Source organism: Prosthecobacter debontii (assembly GCF_900167535.1).
In the GTDB taxonomy this organism is placed as follows: domain Bacteria; phylum Verrucomicrobiota; class Verrucomicrobiia; order Verrucomicrobiales; family Verrucomicrobiaceae; genus Prosthecobacter; species Prosthecobacter debontii.
The window spans coordinates 145,554-163,247 of record NZ_FUYE01000001.1; the positions used below are offsets into that span (position 1 = coordinate 145,554).

The 17,694-nt window shown below is 56.8% G+C and carries 16 protein-coding genes and 1 tRNA gene; 11 read left to right on the forward strand and 6 right to left on the reverse strand.

The genetic code is table 11. The annotated features are described in order from the left end of the window. Positions 1–15 precede the first annotated feature (15 nt). From kdpB to B5D61_RS00590, 4 genes are read left to right on the forward strand one after another with little or no spacing between them, the layout of a single operon-like run. Positions 16–2,037 carry a potassium-transporting ATPase subunit KdpB gene (kdpB, locus tag B5D61_RS00575; RefSeq protein ID WP_078811357.1) on the forward strand — a complete coding sequence of 674 codons (2,022 nt, stop codon included), beginning with the start codon at positions 16–18 and terminating at the stop codon, positions 2,035–2,037. A gap of 3 nt (positions 2,038–2,040) precedes the next feature. Continuing rightward, positions 2,041–2,643 (forward strand): K(+)-transporting ATPase subunit C, encoded by a 603-nt coding sequence (gene kdpC, locus B5D61_RS00580; protein ID WP_078811358.1) that lies wholly within the window; start codon positions 2,041–2,043, stop codon positions 2,641–2,643. Continuing rightward, entirely contained in the window at positions 2,636–5,308 is a 2,673-nt protein-coding gene (locus B5D61_RS00585) for a sensor histidine kinase (RefSeq protein ID WP_078811359.1), read from the forward strand. The genes kdpC and B5D61_RS00585 overlap by 8 nt, the downstream gene beginning before the upstream one ends. Next, a complete protein-coding gene (locus tag B5D61_RS00590; RefSeq protein WP_078811360.1) occupies positions 5,305–5,973 on the forward strand; it encodes a response regulator in 669 nt (222 codons plus the stop codon). Before B5D61_RS00585 ends, B5D61_RS00590 begins: the two co-directional genes overlap by 4 nt. On the opposite strand, the gene B5D61_RS00595 is transcribed toward B5D61_RS00590, so the two are convergent. The 3 genes from B5D61_RS00595 to rplU all read right to left on the reverse strand — a co-directional run bounded on the left by B5D61_RS00595 (position 5,970) and on the right by rplU (position 7,393). Beyond that, the gene (locus B5D61_RS00595; RefSeq protein ID WP_078811361.1) at positions 5,970–6,683 is read right to left on the reverse strand and encodes a pseudouridine synthase; all 714 of its coding nucleotides are present in this window, start codon (positions 6,681–6,683) and stop codon (positions 5,970–5,972) included. The two genes, B5D61_RS00590 and B5D61_RS00595, sit on opposite strands and share 4 nt — an antisense overlap. A 101-nt stretch (positions 6,684–6,784) precedes the next feature. After that, a complete protein-coding gene (rpmA, locus tag B5D61_RS00600; protein WP_078811362.1) occupies positions 6,785–7,042 on the reverse strand; it encodes a 50S ribosomal protein L27 in 258 nt (85 codons plus the stop codon). A gap of 36 nt (positions 7,043–7,078) precedes the next feature. Beyond that, positions 7,079–7,393: a 50S ribosomal protein L21 gene (gene rplU, locus B5D61_RS00605; RefSeq protein ID WP_078811363.1), complete on the reverse strand. Its 315-nt coding sequence runs from the start codon at positions 7,391–7,393 to the stop codon at positions 7,079–7,081. A 216-nt stretch (positions 7,394–7,609) separates the two neighbouring features. Between rplU and B5D61_RS00610 the strand changes: the two genes are divergently transcribed. The 7 genes from B5D61_RS00610 (at position 7,610) to B5D61_RS00640 (ending at position 12,766) form a co-directional block, all read left to right on the forward strand. Further along, complete coding sequence (locus B5D61_RS00610; protein WP_078811364.1) at positions 7,610–8,104, forward strand: hypothetical protein; 495 nt, start codon at positions 7,610–7,612, stop codon at positions 8,102–8,104. Between the two features lie 162 nt (positions 8,105–8,266). Next, positions 8,267–8,803, forward strand: a complete 537-nt coding sequence (locus tag B5D61_RS00615; RefSeq protein WP_139372974.1) for an STAS domain-containing protein — start codon at positions 8,267–8,269, stop codon at positions 8,801–8,803. A gap of 60 nt (positions 8,804–8,863) precedes the next feature. Then, the gene (locus B5D61_RS00620) at positions 8,864–10,309 is read left to right on the forward strand and encodes a PP2C family protein-serine/threonine phosphatase (protein ID WP_078811366.1); all 1,446 of its coding nucleotides are present in this window, start codon (positions 8,864–8,866) and stop codon (positions 10,307–10,309) included. A 104-nt stretch (positions 10,310–10,413) separates the two neighbouring features. Continuing rightward, on the forward strand, positions 10,414–10,983 hold the full coding sequence (locus tag B5D61_RS00625; protein WP_078811367.1) for a nucleotide exchange factor GrpE: 570 nt from the start codon (positions 10,414–10,416) through the stop codon (positions 10,981–10,983). 27 nt (positions 10,984–11,010) lie between these two features. Next, positions 11,011–12,171 (forward strand): molecular chaperone DnaJ, encoded by a 1,161-nt coding sequence (gene dnaJ, locus B5D61_RS00630; protein WP_078811368.1) that lies wholly within the window; start codon positions 11,011–11,013, stop codon positions 12,169–12,171. Positions 12,172–12,235: 64 nt separating this feature from the next. Beyond that, a complete protein-coding gene (locus tag B5D61_RS00635) occupies positions 12,236–12,592 on the forward strand; it encodes a glutaredoxin family protein (protein ID WP_078811369.1) in 357 nt (118 codons plus the stop codon). 99 nt (positions 12,593–12,691) lie between these two features. After that, positions 12,692–12,766 (forward strand) — tRNA-Cys (locus tag B5D61_RS00640). Positions 12,767–12,812: 46 nt separating this feature from the next. Here B5D61_RS00640 and B5D61_RS00645 read toward each other — a convergent pair. From B5D61_RS00645 to B5D61_RS00655, 3 genes are read right to left on the reverse strand one after another with little or no spacing between them, the layout of a single operon-like run. Further along, a complete protein-coding gene (locus tag B5D61_RS00645) occupies positions 12,813–13,133 on the reverse strand; it encodes a low molecular weight protein tyrosine phosphatase family protein (protein WP_078811370.1) in 321 nt (106 codons plus the stop codon). Between the two features lie 6 nt (positions 13,134–13,139). Next, a complete protein-coding gene (locus tag B5D61_RS00650) occupies positions 13,140–16,307 on the reverse strand; it encodes an efflux RND transporter permease subunit (RefSeq protein ID WP_078811371.1) in 3,168 nt (1,055 codons plus the stop codon). A gap of 46 nt (positions 16,308–16,353) precedes the next feature. Next, on the reverse strand, positions 16,354–17,529 hold the full coding sequence (locus tag B5D61_RS00655; RefSeq protein ID WP_176159150.1) for an efflux RND transporter periplasmic adaptor subunit: 1,176 nt from the start codon (positions 17,527–17,529) through the stop codon (positions 16,354–16,356). Positions 17,530–17,694: the final 165 nt, after the last annotated feature.

The following is a 17,694-nucleotide window of genomic DNA, read 5'->3' on the forward strand; positions in this document are numbered from 1 at the left end:
AAGTCTTGATGCTTTATGTCTCATCAACCAGCTTCTCTGTTCGATCCTGCGATTGTAATACCTGCAGTTAGCGGTGCATTCAAAAAACTAGACCCACGTTTGATGGTCAAAAATCCGGTGATGTTTGTCACAGTGATAGGTGCCATCCTAACCACGTTGAATAGTCTTGGGAATCATGCTGATCGTGGCTTTACGCTGCAACTTAGCCTTTGGTTATGGTTCACTGTCTTGTTTGCAAACTTCGCTGAAGCCATTGCTGAGGGGCGCGGTAAGGCACAGGCGGAAAGCCTGCGACGAGCACGGCGCGACATCACCGCGAGGCTGCTGAAGGATGGTGTCGAGACGCCTGTGCCTGCGTCCAGTCTGGGGCGTGATGATTGCGTGGTCTGTGAAGCCGGAGACGTCATCCCCTCCGACGGAGAGGTGATTGAAGGCATCGCCAGCGTCGATGAGGCAGCGATCACGGGTGAATCGGCACCCGTCATCCGCGAAAGCGGCGGGGACCGCAGCGCCGTGACTGGAGGTACCAAAGTCATCAGCGATCGTATCGTCATTCGTATCACGGCGGAGCGAGGCAGCAGCTTCCTAGACCGCATGATTTCCATGGTGGAAGGGGCCAAGCGGCAGAAGACGCCGAATGAGATTGCGCTGACTATTTTGCTGACTGCCATGACCCTGATTTTCCTCATGGTATGTATTTCTCTCAAGCCTCTGGGTATCTATTCCGGCGTCGAGTTTACCACGCCTGTTTTGGTCACCCTGTTGGTTTGCCTCATTCCTACAACGATTGGTGGATTGCTCAGTGCCATCGGCATCAGTGGTATCGACCGCTTGATCCGGCGGAATGTCATAGCCACTTCGGGCCGCGCTGTTGAAGCCGCTGGGGACATCGATGTCTTATTGCTGGATAAGACAGGCACGATCACGATCGGAAATCGAATGGCCTCAGCCTTCTGTCCGGTACTGGGTGTGATGGAATCCGAGTTGGCCGACGCGGCTCAGCTTGCTTCATTGGCCGACGAAACGCCTGAGGGACGTAGCATTGTCGTGCTCGCGAAGGAGCAGTTCAATTTGCGTGGACGTGAGTTGGCTTCACCCCATGCGACTTTCATCACCTTCACCGCGCAGACGCGGATGAGTGGTGTGGATCTGGACGGGCGTCAGATTCGTAAGGGTGCGGCAGACTCCGTGCGTGCGTATGTGGAGTCTCTTGGCGGTGTTTATCCCGATGAAGTGAGCCGGAGTGTTGAGGCGGCTTCACGGGCGGGGAAGACTCCGCTGGTGGTTGCAGACGGAGCTCGTGTGCTGGGGATCGTCGAATTGAAGGATGTGGTGAAGGGCGGAATCAAAGAGCGCTTCGCACAACTCCGCAAAATGGGCATTCGAACGGTCATGATTACGGGTGATAACCCCATGACGGCTGCGGCCATCGCCGCCGAAGCCGGGGTGGACGATTTCATGGCACAAGCGACCCCCGAAGATAAACTGAATCGCATTCGGGCAGAGCAAGCCGCCGGGCACCTGGTGGCAATGACGGGGGATGGCACCAATGATGCCCCAGCTCTTGCTCAAGCGGACGTCGGTGTGGCCATGAATACAGGCACTCAGGCGGCACGTGAAGCAGGTAATATGGTGGACCTGGATAGCAATCCCACCAAACTCATTGAGATTGTGGAGATCGGGAAGCAATTGCTGATGACTCGAGGGTCGCTGACTACCTTCAGCATTGCCAATGACGTCGCGAAATACTTCGCCATCATCCCCGCCATGCTGATGGCGACTTTCCCCGTCATCGCTCCGCTGAACATCATGCATCTGACGAGCCCGCAGAGCGCTATTTTAAGCGCTGTGGTTTTCAATGCTCTGATCATCGTCGCCCTGATTCCGCTGGCCCTCCGAGGGGTCGCTTATCGTCCCATGGGTGCAGCGGCTATTCTTCAGCGAAATCTTTTCATCTATGGCCTTGGCGGCATGCTGGTGCCGTTTGTCGGGATCAAGGCTCTGGATGTGATCATCACCACACTTCACCTTGTTTAAATCATGAAGACCTTCCTTTACGAGTTGTTTCCTGCTCTACGTGCGACGGGTGTCCTATGTCTTGTGACTTGTGGCGCTTACCCATTGCTTGTGACAGGAGTGGCAGAGGCTTTTTTCAAGTCTCAAGCTCATGGTAGCCTTATCACCGACGGTTCAGGCACGATCAGAGGCTCTTATTGGATCGGCCAATCCTTCACGAGTGAAACCTATTTTCATTCCCGCCCGAGCACGGCCGGGGAAGGTTATGATGCGGCAGCTTCCGGTGGTTCCAATCTAGGGCCGACCTCACAAAAGCTGCACGATCTCATTGAGCAGCGCATCACAGCTTACCGGAGCATCAATGGCCTATTGAAAGATACTGCCGTGCCAGCCGATGCGGTTACCACCTCGGCCAGCGGCTTGGACCCGCATATCAGTGTGGGTAATGCCCAGCTCCAGGCCCCGCGTGTGGCCCAAGCCCGAGGTTTGTCGCTCGACGACGTGCAGAGATGCATCACGGACTGCTCCGAGAAACGCGATCTTGGTTTTTTAGGGGATGCCAGGGTTCATGTCTTGAAGTTAAATTTGGCCTTGGATGACTTAAAACCCGTTCCCCGTCATGAATGAAGAATTACGCCCGGACCCGGATGCTCTGCTCGCTCAGATGCAGAGCGAGGCCCAGGATTCACAGGCTGGGAAACTATTCCTTTTTCTGGGAATGTGTCCCGGGGTGGGAAAGACTTACTCGATGCTGCAGACCGCGCGCCAGCGACAGAAGGAGGGCAGACGGATCTTGGTAGGGGTGGTCGAAACACACGGGCGAGCTGAGACGGCGGCTCTTGTGGAGGGTTTGCCCGTGTTACCGCGTCGGCAGATAGAGCACCGCAGTTTTCTCGTCGAGGAGTTCGATCTGGATGCGGTTTTACGCCAGAAGCCTGAGCTGGTGCTGGTCGATGAACTGGCCCATACGAACGCCCCAGGCTCCAGACATGCCAAGCGTTATCAAGATGTGTTGGAACTCCTTGACGCTGGCATTGATGTTTATACGACCCTGAACGTCCAGCACATCGAGAGCCAGGTGGATATCGTGCGACAGATCACCGGCGTCACGGTTCAGGAGACCGTGCCTGATTCCTTGTTAGACCGAGCGCATGAAATCCAGCTCATCGACTTGAGTGTGGAAAAGTTGCTCGAGCGGCTTTCAGAAGGTCGCGTCTATCTTGGGGAACGTGCGGAACAAGCGATGGAGGGCTTTTTCAAAGCAGGAAACCTTACGGCTCTGCGCGAACTGGCCTTGAGATTCACGGCCGAGCGGGTGGATCGTGATCTCGAAGACATTCGCCGTGCTGGCCGGGTCAACAGCCCTTGGAAAACGAATGCACGCTTGATGGTTGGGGTTGGCCCGAGTCCCTACGCGGAAAGTTTGATCCGATGGACACGCCGTGCAGCGGGACGCCTGAATTGCCCTTGGCTTGTCGTTTGGGTGGAGGGACTTTCACCTCTGGGCGCCGAAGATCAACGGCGTCTGACACGATCTTTGTCTCTAGCGCGTAAACTTGGCGCGGAGGTGATCACCATCACGGGTGAAAACATCGCTCAAGCTCTGCTACGAGTGGCTCGTGAGCGGAACGTGAGTCAGATTGTCGTGGGAAAACCTGAGTCATCCGCCAGTTGGCACAGGTCTCTGGCTCACCAATTGATCTCGGGCAGCGGCGATATGGATGTGTGCGTTGTGAGGCCTTTGGCATCTCATGATCGGCAGGCAATTCAGACACTGCGTGAACCTTTGTCCACGGAACTCATTGGCGAATACAGTTGGGTGTTGGTCAGTGTGTTCACCATTACCAGTCTTTGCTGGGGGATCGTGGGCTTTACAGGTTATATGTTTGTAGCCTTGGTTTTTTTGCTGGCTGTGGTGCTCATGGCCCTACGTGTCAGCCGGGGGCCGGTTCTCGTGATGGCGACACTTTGTGCGCTGTGCTGGAACTTTATTTTCATACCTCCGCAATTCACCCTCGATATCAAAAAGCCGGAGGATTGGATCATGTTCGGCCTGTTTTTCATTGTGGCCTTGAGCATGGGCAGCCTGACGAGCCAACTGCGTGCCCGTGAGATGGCGGAGCGTCGGCGGCTCCGCCAGACGGATGCTTTATTGCGTGTCACTCAAAGTGCCGCTTTGGCCGCAGAACCAGACAAGGGCCTCGCCGCAGCCTTGCAGACGATCAACCAACTTTTGGAGGTGGAGACCTGCCTGCTCGTGCGTGATGATCAACGGGCTTTGCCGAAAACAGCCCGAGTGGCGAGCGCATTCCAGCCAGATGATCGGGAATGGGGCGTGGCTGCATGGAGTTATACCCACAAGCAAGTCGCCGGACGCTCCACGGAGACGCTTCCTGAATCGGCGGCGACGTGGTTCCCTCTACAAACAGCAACGGCCACCATGGGCGTCTTGGGGATCCGACTCGCCAGAGATCGTCGGTTAGACTTCAGCACGCGGCAAATGATGGAGGCCTTTGCCCTTCAGTTAGCGCTGGTTCTGGAAAAGGAGCATTTTATCCAGGCGGTGAGTCAGGCGGAGATGCTGGCGCGGTCTGAAAAGTTACACCGCACATTGCTGGACAGCCTTTCCCATGAACTCAAAACTCCAATCGCTGTTGTCAATGCGGCCGTCGAGGGGATGGAGGGGCTCCACAACCCTTATGTTCAAGAGATTGCCATCGCTTCACAAAGGCTCCAGCGAGTTGTCGATAGCCTTTTGCACATGACCCAGCTTGAGTCTGAGGTCTTGCAACCACACATGGATTGGTGTGACCTCAAGGATGTGGTGGATGCAGCCAAACGAGCCGTCGGCGAAAGCTTGGCCAAGCATCCGTTTCGTCTGAATTTACCCGAGGGCTTCCCCTTGGTTCGACTCGATCATGCTTTGCTGTCTCAAGCTTTGGCTAATGTGCTGCATAATGCGACTGTTTACACATCTGAGGGAACCCCAATCGAGTTGAACGCAACGCTCCAGCAGGAGACGCTGGTTTTAGGGGTGAGGGATCGTGGATCCGGCTTGCCAGCAGGCATGGAGCAAAAGGTGTTTGAAAAATTCGTTCGGGCGGAGGGAGTTCCTGCGGGCGGCACCGGTCTAGGACTGGCCATTGCCCGAGGTTTCATCCACGCTATGAATGGGGAGATAACGGCCCGCAATCATCCCGAAGGCGGCGCAGAGTTCACTCTTCGCTTTCCAAAGGTTCGGGTGTTTCGAGAAGTCCAACCGCCCTCGGGTGATCCTATTTCGAACTTATGACCGCACTCGTCATTGATGATGAAGTCCAAATCAGGCGCTTACTCCGACTGGCGCTTGAGACAAAGGGCTATGCAGTGCGGGAGGCGGAGAGCGGGTTGTTAGGGTTGCAGGAAGCCGTCTTCCACAAACCCGAGGTGATCCTTCTCGATCTTGGTCTGCCAGATATGGATGGCGTCGAAGTCCTGAAACGGCTGCGAGAGTGGAGCTCGATCCCGGTGCTCATCCTTAGCGTGCGTGATTATGAGCAAGCCAAGCTAGCCGCCTTTGATGCCGGCGCCGACGATTATGTGACGAAGCCTTTCAGCACCGCCGAACTGCTGGCTCGATTGGCCGCGATTCAGCGCCGACATGTTGGGGACGAGTCGGCGAATCTTGAAGTCGGCCCGTTGAGTTTGGACCCTGCTCGGCATGAAGCGAGATTGAACGGAGCCTCTCTAAAATTGACCCCCACCGAGTATGCAATGCTGGCGCAACTGGTCCGGCACGCGGGTAAAGTGGTGACGCTGAAGCAACTGCTTCGAGCGGTTTGGGGGCCACAGGCTGAGCAACAAAACCACTACCTCCGAGTCTATGCTAACCATTTGAGGAAGAAGCTGGAGGGCACAGGTTTGGAGATTCAAAACGAACCTGGCATTGGTTATCGGCTGATCACAGGCGATCGTTAGGCCCGAAGCGCAGCCACTTCATCAGGCCGCAGATGACGCCACTGCCCTTTGGGTAAGGTGCTCAAAGCGAGCGAGCCAATCGAGATGCGGATAAGGCGTAGCGTCTCCAGTCCATGAGCCTCCAGCACCCGCCGGATGTGCCGGTTTCGGCCTTCATCCAGGGTGATTTCCAGCCAACAATTCTTTTCTCCCGAGCGGAGAAGGGTCACTTTACGGAGTGACAGTAACTCTCCATCGTGAATGGCACCTCGGCGGAGACGGGCTAGGCGATCATCGTCCAGTAACTCCGAGACTTGCACATGGTAAGTCTTGTCGACATGGGTGCTGGGGTCCGTGATGCGATGGGCCCAGGCATTGTCATTGGTAAAAAGCAACAGCCCCTCGCTAGCTTTGTCCAGGCGGCCTACAGGGGAGAGATGCGGTAAGGGCGCGCCCTGAAAGCACTGGTAAACAGTGTCCCTCCCCGCTTCATCTTGAGCCGTCGTCACCAGTCCACGAGGCTTATTCAGCATCAGATAAATCGGCTCCGCAGCCGTGATAGGTGCTTCTTTGATCTGAATGACGTCTTTGCCCAAAAAGACTGGCTGCTCGGGATTGCGACAAATTCGCCCATTCAAGCTCACCTGGCCTGCGCGGATCAACACGGTGCCTTGGCTTCTGGAGCAGTGACCGAGCTTAGAAAGTGCGCGTGCAAGGCCGGTGCGAGTCATGGCGAGCGGAGCGTCAGCTCTTCAGACAGAAGATGTAAACATAAAAAAGCGGGCTCCAATGGAGCCCGCCTGCGATCAACAAGACAAATTCGGTGATTGAATCAGGCTTGAAGAGCTGCCTGGTCAATATTGACCCGACGACCATCTTTGTCGAAACGCACGCGCCCATCAACGAGGGCGAAAAGGGTGTGATCGCGGCCAATGCCGACGTTCTGGCCAGGAACCCACTTGGTGCCACGCTGGCGGATGATGATGTTACCGGCGATGACGGCTTCACCACCGTATTTTTTCACGCCGAGGCGCTTGGAATTACTGTCGCGACCGTTTTTGACGCTACCTTGACCTTTCTTATGAGCCATGACTTGATCCTCTTGAGGGGTGGGGGTTGGGTGGGATTACGCGTTGATGGAGACGACCTGCACGCGGGTCAGCGGCTGGCGGTGGCCCTTGGTGAGGTGGTAACCCTTACGCTTGCGGAATTTGAAAGCGGTCACTTTCGGAGCTTTGAACTGCTTCAGCACCTTGAACTCGACGGTAGCACCAGCAACGGTAGGAGCTCCGATTTTGATGTCGGAACCTTCACCAGCGGCCAAAACTTGGTCGAAGGCAGCGGTTTCGCCCTCTGCAATCTCCAGCTTCTCCACGTCGAGCTTGTCGCCCACGGAAGCTTTGTATTGTTTGCCACCTGTTTTGAAGATTGCGTATGCCATAAAGTTATCTGCTGAAGTGTTTCGTCCGGGTGCCGGGCCGGATCTCAGAGATCAGAAGTCCGGCATCGGGGGCGGAGATCATGCCACAGTCCAATGCATGGGCAACCGAATTTTTTTGGGATTCTTGATGTGAGAAACAGATTTGTCAGAGGAAAGGGCGAAATGCAGGTCGCGGCGTTGACATTGGGCGGGCTTCTTGAATATTACAGGTCATTCATGGCCTCTGAGTCACGCTTTTCTTTCTGTCGTCTTTCCGCCCTGGTGCTGCTGGCGTTCGGTCTCGTATCCTGCTCCTCTGCGGTGGTTGGTTCTGGCGGGACGATCTCCAAGGTGAAGTATTATTATATGAATCCCGGTCGGCCGGTTAATACTATTGACCCTGCCGTCGATTTTGAGCGTGATTACCACCTCTACGGGGCCATCACCAAGGCTGAAATCACGGAGCGATTTGGGAACTATTACACCATTTTCTGGAAGGTGGATGACCGTAGTCTGCCAGTGAAGGTGCGTTTTGAATACCGTCAGGCCAACACAGGGCTCGAATCGAAGATTCAGGAGCAAGAGGTCACGGACATCGGGCGATCCAACCAAACTCGTTTTCAGGTTACAGGAAGTGAATATAGTTCAGCGGGACGCGTCACATCATGGAAGGTGACGATAATCCGCGGAAATGAGGAGCTGGTCAGTCAGCAGTCTTATCTCTGGAATTAGGTCACTCTGCGCCTTTCATTTTGTTAATCTCTTCATGAGACCCTCCCCTCAGTCCGCCCTTTGGCGCTATGTCAGCCGACAATGCGCGTGTGCGGTCATGCATCTGACGGGATGTTTGAAGCGAATTGATTTCTGACGAACCCCTTTACCGCTCCCCCCGCCGTGATTGCTCCGTCCACCATCCTCGTAGGCCGAATAGGCAAGGTATTTTGGTTGCGGGTAGAAGGACGTGGCACCTTCCAAAATTCCGTCCAGGTGAAAAAAGCTCTCCAGGCGGTGATGGATCATGGTACCAACGATCTCGTCGTGGACTTGGAGCGTTGTCCCATGATGGACTCGACTTTTCTGGGCACCCTGACCGGAGCTGCCCTGAGCGTGCGGGAAAAGCAGCAGGGGTCTTTCAGCGTGCTCAACGCCAATCCACGCAATCTACAATTGCTCTGTGACCTGGGGTTGGACCACATCATGACCGTGGATACCACGGGCGAATCCTGGCCCGAAGAGCGTGAATTGGCCTGTGCGCAGCTCGCCACCTGTGGTGAAAAGGGGGCCAGTTGCAAGATGGAGCAGACCCAGCATGTGCTGGTGGCTCACAAAGTTTTGGCGGATATGAGTGATACCAACCAGGGCCGCTTCCGGGATGTCATTCATTTTTTGGAGAAGGAGCTTGAGGATCAGCCAGAACTGGCCACTTCCTGAGAGGACGCGCTTTGCGGGTGAAACCGAGAGCTCGGCCTCTGGCCTGCTAATCAAGGAATCATGACTACCTTCATCATTATCGTGCTCAGCCTGCTGCTGGCGGCAGCGACTACGGCACTGGTGCTGGTCTTAAAAAAGAAGGATCAAACCATCACAGAACTCCTGCGGGAAGAGCAGGCCATCGTGGAAGAGGAGCGTCGGATGTTCGGGTTTCTCCATGATTTGGGGGAGTCCATCACGCGCGAGGATAGCAATGCTGCCATGTATCGCTTGATTGTCGAGGGCACCATGCGGGTCTTGGAGTGCAGTGGAGGTGCCCTCTACCTCCTTGATCCGGCCGGGAAGTCACTGGTGCCGCGTTTTCACTCCGACCACTGTGCCCCACTCGTGGATTTGCCTGAGCGAATTGCAGCCATGGGCAAGACGAATGGCTCGGCTCTTCTCAGCTTTCTGCGTCTGCACTCCCTCCGTGTCGATGAAGGCATTGCAGGGGGAGTTTTTGCCAGTCAAAAGGCCGAGTTGATCGAAGATCTGCGCAAAGACATCCGGCTGAAGCAGAGCAGTATCTTTCAAAACAACATCACCGCCATGGTGGGCCCCCTGAGTTTTGGCCCTCGGAAGTTAGGAATTTTAGCGGTCACAGCGCCGAAGGGGGCGAGACAATTCCGTGATAACGACTTCGACGTCTTCAAGTCCATTGTGGAGCAGTCTGCCTTTGCCTTAGCCAATGCCATGGCGCATCAGGCGGCGGCGGAGAAAAAACAAATCGAAGCCGAGCTGCGTGCGGCGAGTGAGATCCAGCGGATTTTGCTGCCGGAGAGTGATCCCAGCGTGCCTAGTTACACCATCACCGGGCGGAATATTCCGGCCAAGGTCTTGAGTGGGGACTATTACGATTTCATTCCCTTGGGGGAAGGTCGGCAGGGCGTGGTGATTGCAGACGTTTCTGGTAAAGGAACGGCGGCCGCCATCATTACCGCGATGTGCCGCAGTATCTTACGCAGCAATGCCTCAATCGGTTCCTCACCAGCGGCCGTGCTTGCTGCTGTGAATCGTCAGCTCGCCCCCGACATTCGTGAGGACATGTTTATCAGCATGATTTACTTGGTGATAGATCCCGGGACGGACTCCGTTACGTTTGCCCGTGCCGGGCACACCTTGCCGCTGCTCTGGCGTAAGGCGACCGGTAATGTGGAAAGCCTGCACAGTGGAGGTCTTGCGGTGGGCATCGACAAAGGCGATGTGTTTGAGCGAGTGACCAAAGATAAGTCTTTTCAGATGGAGCCAGGAGATTGTCTCCTGCTCTACACCGATGGTGTCAATGAGGCTCTCGATGCCAAGGGACTGGAATTTGGTGAAGAGCGCATCCACACAAATATCGCCACTTTAGCGCCTCAGGGGCCGCAAGCCCTCGTGGATGGTATCGTGGCAGACGTGGACAAGTTTCTGGGCGGGAAGCGCTCCCATGACGACATCACCTTGATTGCCTTGCAGAAAAAGGCATAGTCTCCGCCCCCACGTCAGGGTCATCCGACGGTGCCATGCATCCACCCGAGCGTGAGGAACGTCTTTTCTCAGCTTTTTAACCCCTACTTTTATCTCCTGCCTTTATGTCTGAGCCGAGTCCAACCCCCGAGACCCAGCCTGAAGTCCTCCCCCCTGAAACTGAGGCTGCGGCTACCGAGCCTACTGCACCGCTGGATCCCATCGAAGCAGCTCAAGCTGAGATTGCCCAATGGAAAGACCTCGCTTACCGCAATGCGGCTGAGCTGGATAACTTCCGCAAACGCGCTGCTCGTGAAGCCCAAGATACCCGTGCGTATGCCAATGCGGACCTCCTCCGCTCTCTTTTCCCCATCTTGGACAATTTCGAAATGGGGCTGGAAGCGGCTCGTGCGGAGTCCGAGAAATCCATGATTTTCATGGGCATGAACATGGTTCACCGCCAGATCTCTGAATTCCTGCGTGAGCAAGGCGTGCAAGAGGTGGAAGCTCTGGGAAAAGCCTTCGATCCCAATCTCCACGACGCCGTGGCCCAAGAACACCAGCCGGGTGCCGCTGAGGGTGTCGTCCTACGGGTGACCCGCCGTGGCTACAAACTAAAAGATCGCCTCCTGCGTGCGGCGAGTGTGGTGGTCTCCGGTGCCCCCACTCCGGCTGAGACAGCCCCTGCTACCTGATCCTTTTGGCCTCATCCCACTCCCCCAATGGCAGAAAAACGCGATTATTATGAAGTGCTGGGCGTCTCTCGGGATGTCTCTGCCGACGAGCTGAAGAAAGCTTACCGTAAATTGGCGGTGAAATATCACCCCGATAAGAACCCCGGAGACAAGAGCGCCGAGGATAAGTTTAAGGAAATCGGTGAAGCTTACGACATCCTCAGTGATGAGCAGAAACGTGCTGCTTACGACCGCTACGGCCACGCCGCCTTCTCGGCTGGCATGGGTGGCGGAGCCGGAGCTGGCGGCGGCTTCCACGATCCCTTTGATATCTTCCGTGAAGTTTTTGGTGGTGGCGGTGGAGGTGGCGGCATTTTTGAAAGCTTCTTCGGAGGTGCTGGCGGTGGCCGTCAGCAGCGTCGAGATGGTCCTCAGCGCGGCAGCGACCTTCGTTACGGCCTGGAAATCACCCTGGAAGATGCAGCCCGCGGCTGCGAGCGGGAGATCGAGTATGAACGCCTGAATTCCTGCAAGACCTGTAGCGGCAGCGGCTCCGCCAGCGGCGGCGGCAAGAAAACCTGCCGCACCTGTGGTGGTGCTGGCCAGGTCATCTCCTCACGTGGGTTTTTCCAGATCCAGCAGACCTGCCCCGATTGCAGCGGTAGTGGCGAGGTGATCAGCGACCCTTGCAAAACTTGCTCCGGCACGGGCCGCTCCAAGGAGCGCACCAAGCTGCGGGTGAAAATCCCCGCCGGCATCGAGGATGGTTCCCGCCTGCGCTCCGGTGGCAATGGCGACTATGGTTCCAAAGGCGGTCCTGCAGGTGACCTCTACATCGTCATCAACGTCAAACCGCACGATATCTTCGAGCGCGAAGGCGATGACCTGCACTGCCAGATGCCACTCAGCTTCACGACAGCAGCGCTAGGCGGCGAAGCCACGGTGCCGACCCTGGAAGGCAAAGCCAACCTCAAAGTCCCCGCGGGCACTCAGAATGGCACCACCTTCCGCCTCCGTGGAAAAGGCCTGAAGGCATTGGGAGAAGATCATCATGGAGATCTTTACGTGCACGTTCAGATCGCCGTGCCCACCAAGCTCACCGCAGAGCAGCGTGGACATCTCGAGGCCTTTGCCAAGTCTTTTGGAGAGACCCCTTCTTCCACGATGGAGGAGAGCTTCTTTGAAAAGGCCAAAAAGTTCTTCAAATAAAGGTTCCGCGCAGACGTAACCCATCCAAGATTCATATTCCAAAACCCCTCAAAACTCAATTCTTATGAGCCAGCCCAAAATCACCGCCTACTTAAAGACCTACTGCGGATGGAGCGAAGGCGTGCGTGCCATCTTCCGCAAATACAACCTCGACTACGAGGAAAAAGATATCATTAAAAACCCGGCCTTCCGCTGGGAAATGGAACAAAAAAGCGGCCAACCCCTGAGCCCTTGTGTCGAAGTCAACGGCACCATGCTTGCGGATATCAGCGGTGAAGAAGTGGAGCGCTGGATGCTCGACAACGGTCTCCTTGTCGCCAATGACACCGCTCCAGATGCTCCGATCAACTCGTCCTGCACGGACGCACAGCATGCCGCCATGGCCGCTGGACAAGTCGGCAAGATCAGTTTCATCAACTGAGCCTCACCCCTGCTCGCCTTATTTAAGTTAAGCCCCGTCTGCCAGTTGACAAGCTCGGCAGGCGGGGCTTTACTCTTTGCCCTGCTCAGTAGGCAGAATGGCGAGGTAGCAAAGTGGTAATGCACTGGTCTGCAAAACCGGTATGCGCGGGTTCAATTCCCGCCCTCGCCTCCATTCTTTCAAGAAGATCAAGCTTGAAAATGTCTTCTGAACTTTCAGATCAATCCAGCAGCGGCTCCACGCGCTCACGGATGAGCTCGATCAGTGTCGGGTCCATGAATTCGTAGTCGTCGGCGATATCGAGTACTTCGATGTCGAGATCGGGGTAGAGATCGGGGAAATGCTCGCGCAGTCGGCGTTTGTGCGTGTGCTCCATCACACAGACGAGATCGGCCCACTGAAGGAGTTTCTCACTGACGCGAATGCGAGCACTGGAACTGGTGCCCGCCGAGCGCACCTGCACACGCGGATCGTTTTGATAGATCGCTTCCGCAGTGGGGCTGCGCCAATGATTGCGAGAGCAGAGAAATAGAAGCTTCAAGCAAGGTTACAGTTCGGTGCTGTGGGCGAGATCTTCTTCCTCGATGGGCTTTTTGACCTTCCGGCTGAGGACCACGAAGAACACAGGCGTGAAGAGGAGGCCGAAGAAGGTGACGCCGAGCATGCCGTAGAAGACAGCAGTGCCGAGAGCCTGACGAATCTCCGCCCCAGGCCCTCTCGCAATGACGAGAGGAAGCACGCCAAGGATGAAGGCGAAACTGGTCATCATGATGGGGCGCAGACGCAGCTTGGTGGCTTCCACAGCCGCAGCCCATTTGTCCATGCCTGCCTCCTGTCTCTGTCGGGCAAACTCGACGATCAAGATCGCGTTTTTAGCCGCTAGACCCACGAGCACGACGAGTCCGATCTGGGTGAAAACGTTGTTATCCATCTGCCGTAACCAGACACCGGTGAGAGCGCTGAGAAGACACATCGGCACGATGAGGATCACCGCCAGAGGCAGGCTCCAGCTTTCATACTGGGCCGACAGCACGAGGAAGACGAACAGCACGCACAGAGGGAAGATGAAGACGATGGTGTTGCCCGAAAGAATCTGTTGATAGGTTAGGTCCGTCCATTCGATCGCGAAGCCGTCGGGCAGCTTCTCTTGAGCCAGGCGCTCGACGGTCTTCACCATCTCTCCAGAGCTCACCGCGCTGGTGGTGTTGCCATTAACATCGGCGCTCACATACATGTTATAGCGGGCCACACGGTCGGGACCGCCGACGCGCTGGATCTTCACCAAAGCTCCTAGAGGGACCATTTCACCCTTTTGGTTACGCGTCTTCAGCTTGAGCACGTCTTCGGGGCGCACCCGATATTGAGGCTCTGCCATGGCGGTCACCTGATAGGTTCGGCCAAAAAGGTTGAAGTCGTTCACATAGGCCGATCCCAGATACACTTGGAGGGTCTCGTTGATATCGGCCAGCGAGATCCCCATGTTCTTGGCGGCTTGACGATCAATATCGAGATAGAACTGCGGCACGTTAGCGCGGAAACCGGAGATGATGGAGTTAAAGCCAGGCTCGTTACGCATGGCTTCCATGATCTGGTTCGTCGCGGCTTGGAGGGAGGCCAGACCGGCGTTGTTGAGGTCTTGAACTTGGAACTTGAATCCCCCAGCATTGCCCAGACCACGCAGAGCGGGCGGGGGCAGCACGATCACGCGCCCGGCTTGAATCTTCGAGAAGCGTTTGCGTGCCTCAGCTACGAGGCCTTCGGCACTTAGCTCAGGGCTGCGGCGTTTTTCATGCTCGTCAAAGATGAGGAAGGCGGCCCCGACGTTGCTTTGATTCGCCTGAAGCACGGACGAGTAACCCGAGATGGCAAAGGTGTGGGCGATGCCAGGCATCTCCCGAGCGATGGCATCCATCTCACGCACGACGGCATCCGTGCGCTCAAAAGATGCGGCATCCGGAAGCTGGACCACGACCATCATGTAACCCATGTCCATGGGGGGAATGAAGCCCGTGGGCGTGATGCGAAAGAGATGTCCGGCGACGCCGACAAGCCCCGCGTAAACCACCAGCACCACCAGGGAGATGCGCACCAGCTTGCCGACGATGGTACCGAAGAGATTGGAAACGCCATTGAAGAAGGCGTTAAACAGCCGGAAGAACCAGCCGAAGAGCAGGTCAATCGTTCGCTGGAGGATATCCGGTTTCGCCCCATGCGGAGGCAGCAGCAGGGTCGTCAGGGCCGGGCTGAGCGTGAGCGAGTTGAAGGCCGAAATGATGGTGGAAGCGGCAATCGTGAGGGCGAACTGCCGGTAGAATTCCCCAGTGATGCCTCCCATGAAAGCCGTGGGCACGAACACTGCCGTGAGCACAAGGGCCACCGCAATGACCGGGCCGGTCACTTCCTTCATCGCGAGTAAGGTGGCCTGTCGTGGCGAGTGACCTTTGGAGATGAAACGCTCAACGTTCTCCACCACCACGATGGCATCATCCACCACAATCCCGATGGCGAGCACCAGACCGAACAGAGAGAGGTTGTTCAGGGAGAAATCGAAGGCCTTCATCACGGCCAAGGTGCCCACGAGAGACACCGGGACGGCCAGCAGCGGGATGAGGGAGGCACGCCAATTTTGCAGGAAGACCACCACCACAAACACCACCAAGATGACGGCTTCGATCAGGGTATGCAGCACGGACTCCATGGACGAACGCACGAAGCGTGTGGGGTCATAGTTGATGCTGTAAGACACCCCAGGAGGGAAGCGCTTGCTGAGTTCTTCCATCTTCGCATAGACGCCATCGGCCGTTTCCAGAGCGTTGGTGCCCGGGAGTTGGAACACACGCAGGGAGACGGCGTTTTGGCCATCGCGATAGCTTTTCACTGCGTAGTCGCGCGCACCAAGCTCGATGCGGGCGACGTCTTTGACGCGGATCACCTGACCATCAGGATTGGTCTTGATCACGATATCACCGAATTCCTCCGCCGAGATGAGTCGGCCTTTAGTCGTCAGGGTGTAATTGAAGCTCGTGCCTTCTGGGGCGGGCATCATGCCGAGTTGCCCGGCCGCCACCTGCACGTTTTGTTCGCGAATGGCGCGGAGCACATCGCCTGCCGTCAGGTCCCGTCCCGCGATCTTGTCGGGATCCAGCCAGATACGCATGGAGAAATCCAGCCCGCCGAGAGTGGAAGCCTCGGCAACCCCAGGCAAGCGGGCGATTTGATTCTGCACCTGGAGCAACACATAGTTCGCCAGATAAATGACATCCCGGGAATCATCTGGGGAGTAGAACTGAATGGCCAGGGTTAGGTCCGGCGATCTCTTTTGGGCGAGAATGCCTAGACGCCGCACATCCTCAGGCAACCGGGGGAGGGCCGCGTTCACCCGGTTCTGCACCAGCACCTGTGCTTGGTTCAGGTCTGTGCCCAGGCGAAAGGTCACCGTGAGCTGCATGCGCCCGTCGTTGGTGCAAGAGGAGGACAGGTAGAGCATGTCCTCCACGCCGTTGATCTCCTGCTCCAGCGGTGTAGCGACGGTATCCGCGATGGTCTGGGCGTTGGCACCTGGGTAAGTCGCGGTCACCACCACTGTCGGTGGCACCACTTCGGGATATTGGTTGATCGGCAGGCCGAAATACGCCAAGCCGCCCAGCAACGTGATGACGATACTGAGAACGCTGGCAAAGATGGGCCGGTCAACGAAGAAACGGGCGATGTTCATGGGGGGGAGGGGAAGATCAAAACGAGGTCGTTGCCAGTGACTCAATTCACTTACCCACCGGGGCGGCCTGGGCCTGCATGGCGGGTTTCATCTCGCGTTCTTCGGTGACGTTGACCTTGGCACCGTTGCGCACCAGGGCCATGCCCTCGATCACCACACGATCGTCTTTGGCGATCCCCGTTTTGATCACTCGCAGGCCATCGTGCATCGGGCCGATTTCCACCGGCACTTGTTTGATGGCATTGTCCTGACCCACCACGAAGACGAAGGGTTTTCCCTGATCACTGCCAATGGCATTGTCATGCACCAGAAGGCCAGAATACTTGCCACTGCCGGGGATGCGCACGCGGGCAAAGAAGCCGGGGGCCATCAGCCCACCAGGGTTGGGGAAAACAGCGCGGGAGCGGATGACTCCCGTGCCGGGGTCCAGACGGTTATCCACAAAGTCAATCACGCCCTTATGCGGATACCCCTGCTCATTGGCCAGGGCCATCTCCGCCGGGATCTGCTCATCCAGGGCACTGGCACGTTGGCCGAGACGGCGCAGCTCGCGGTATTTCAGAGCGCTTTGCTCATCCACATCCAGATAACAATGAATGGGGTCCACGGCGACGATGGTGGTCAGCACCGTGGCGTTGGAGACGTTGCTGCCGCCGCTGATCAGATTTCCCTGTGTTACCAGGACATCTCCGATACGGCCTGTGATGGGGGATTTGAGTTGGGTGAATTCCAGGTCCAGTTTGGCCTGCTCGAGGGTTGCCCTGGCTGAGCGCAGACTGGCTTCGGCCTCGGCCAGGGCCTGGTTACGCTGCTCGATTTCTTCTACGGCGATCGCCTTGGATTCCATCAGGTTCTTGGCGCGTTTGGCTTCCATCTTGGCCAGCTCCAGGCGCACCTCCGCGCGCTCGGCATCCGCTGCGGTGCGGTCCACCACGGCTTGATAGGGGCGGGGATCGATGGTGATGAGCAGGTCCCCCGCTTTCACGTCACTTCCCTCGCGGAAATGGATTTTTTCCAAGTAGCCGGAGACTCGTGCGCGGATCTCCACGGACTCGGGCGCGTCCAGCCGTCCGATGAACTCATCCCACTCGACCAAGTCCGTGCTCAGGGGTTTGGCGACCGTGACAGGAGCAGGCGGCGGGGCGGCATTCGAGGTTTGTTGGGCGCGTTCGCAGGAAGAAAGCGCGGCCAACACCAGGCTGAGAGCGAGGAGGCGGTGCATGGAGGATGATACGGCGTGGGGGGAAGGTGTTTCGCCGTTCGCGTATTGCATACGTTCGGGATTGGCAAAATCCACCATGAGATTTTGAGGTGGCCGCGGGTTAGAATATTCCCGGGCCAAGAAAAAAGGCCGTCGTTCTTCCCGAATGATCAAACTCTGACCCGC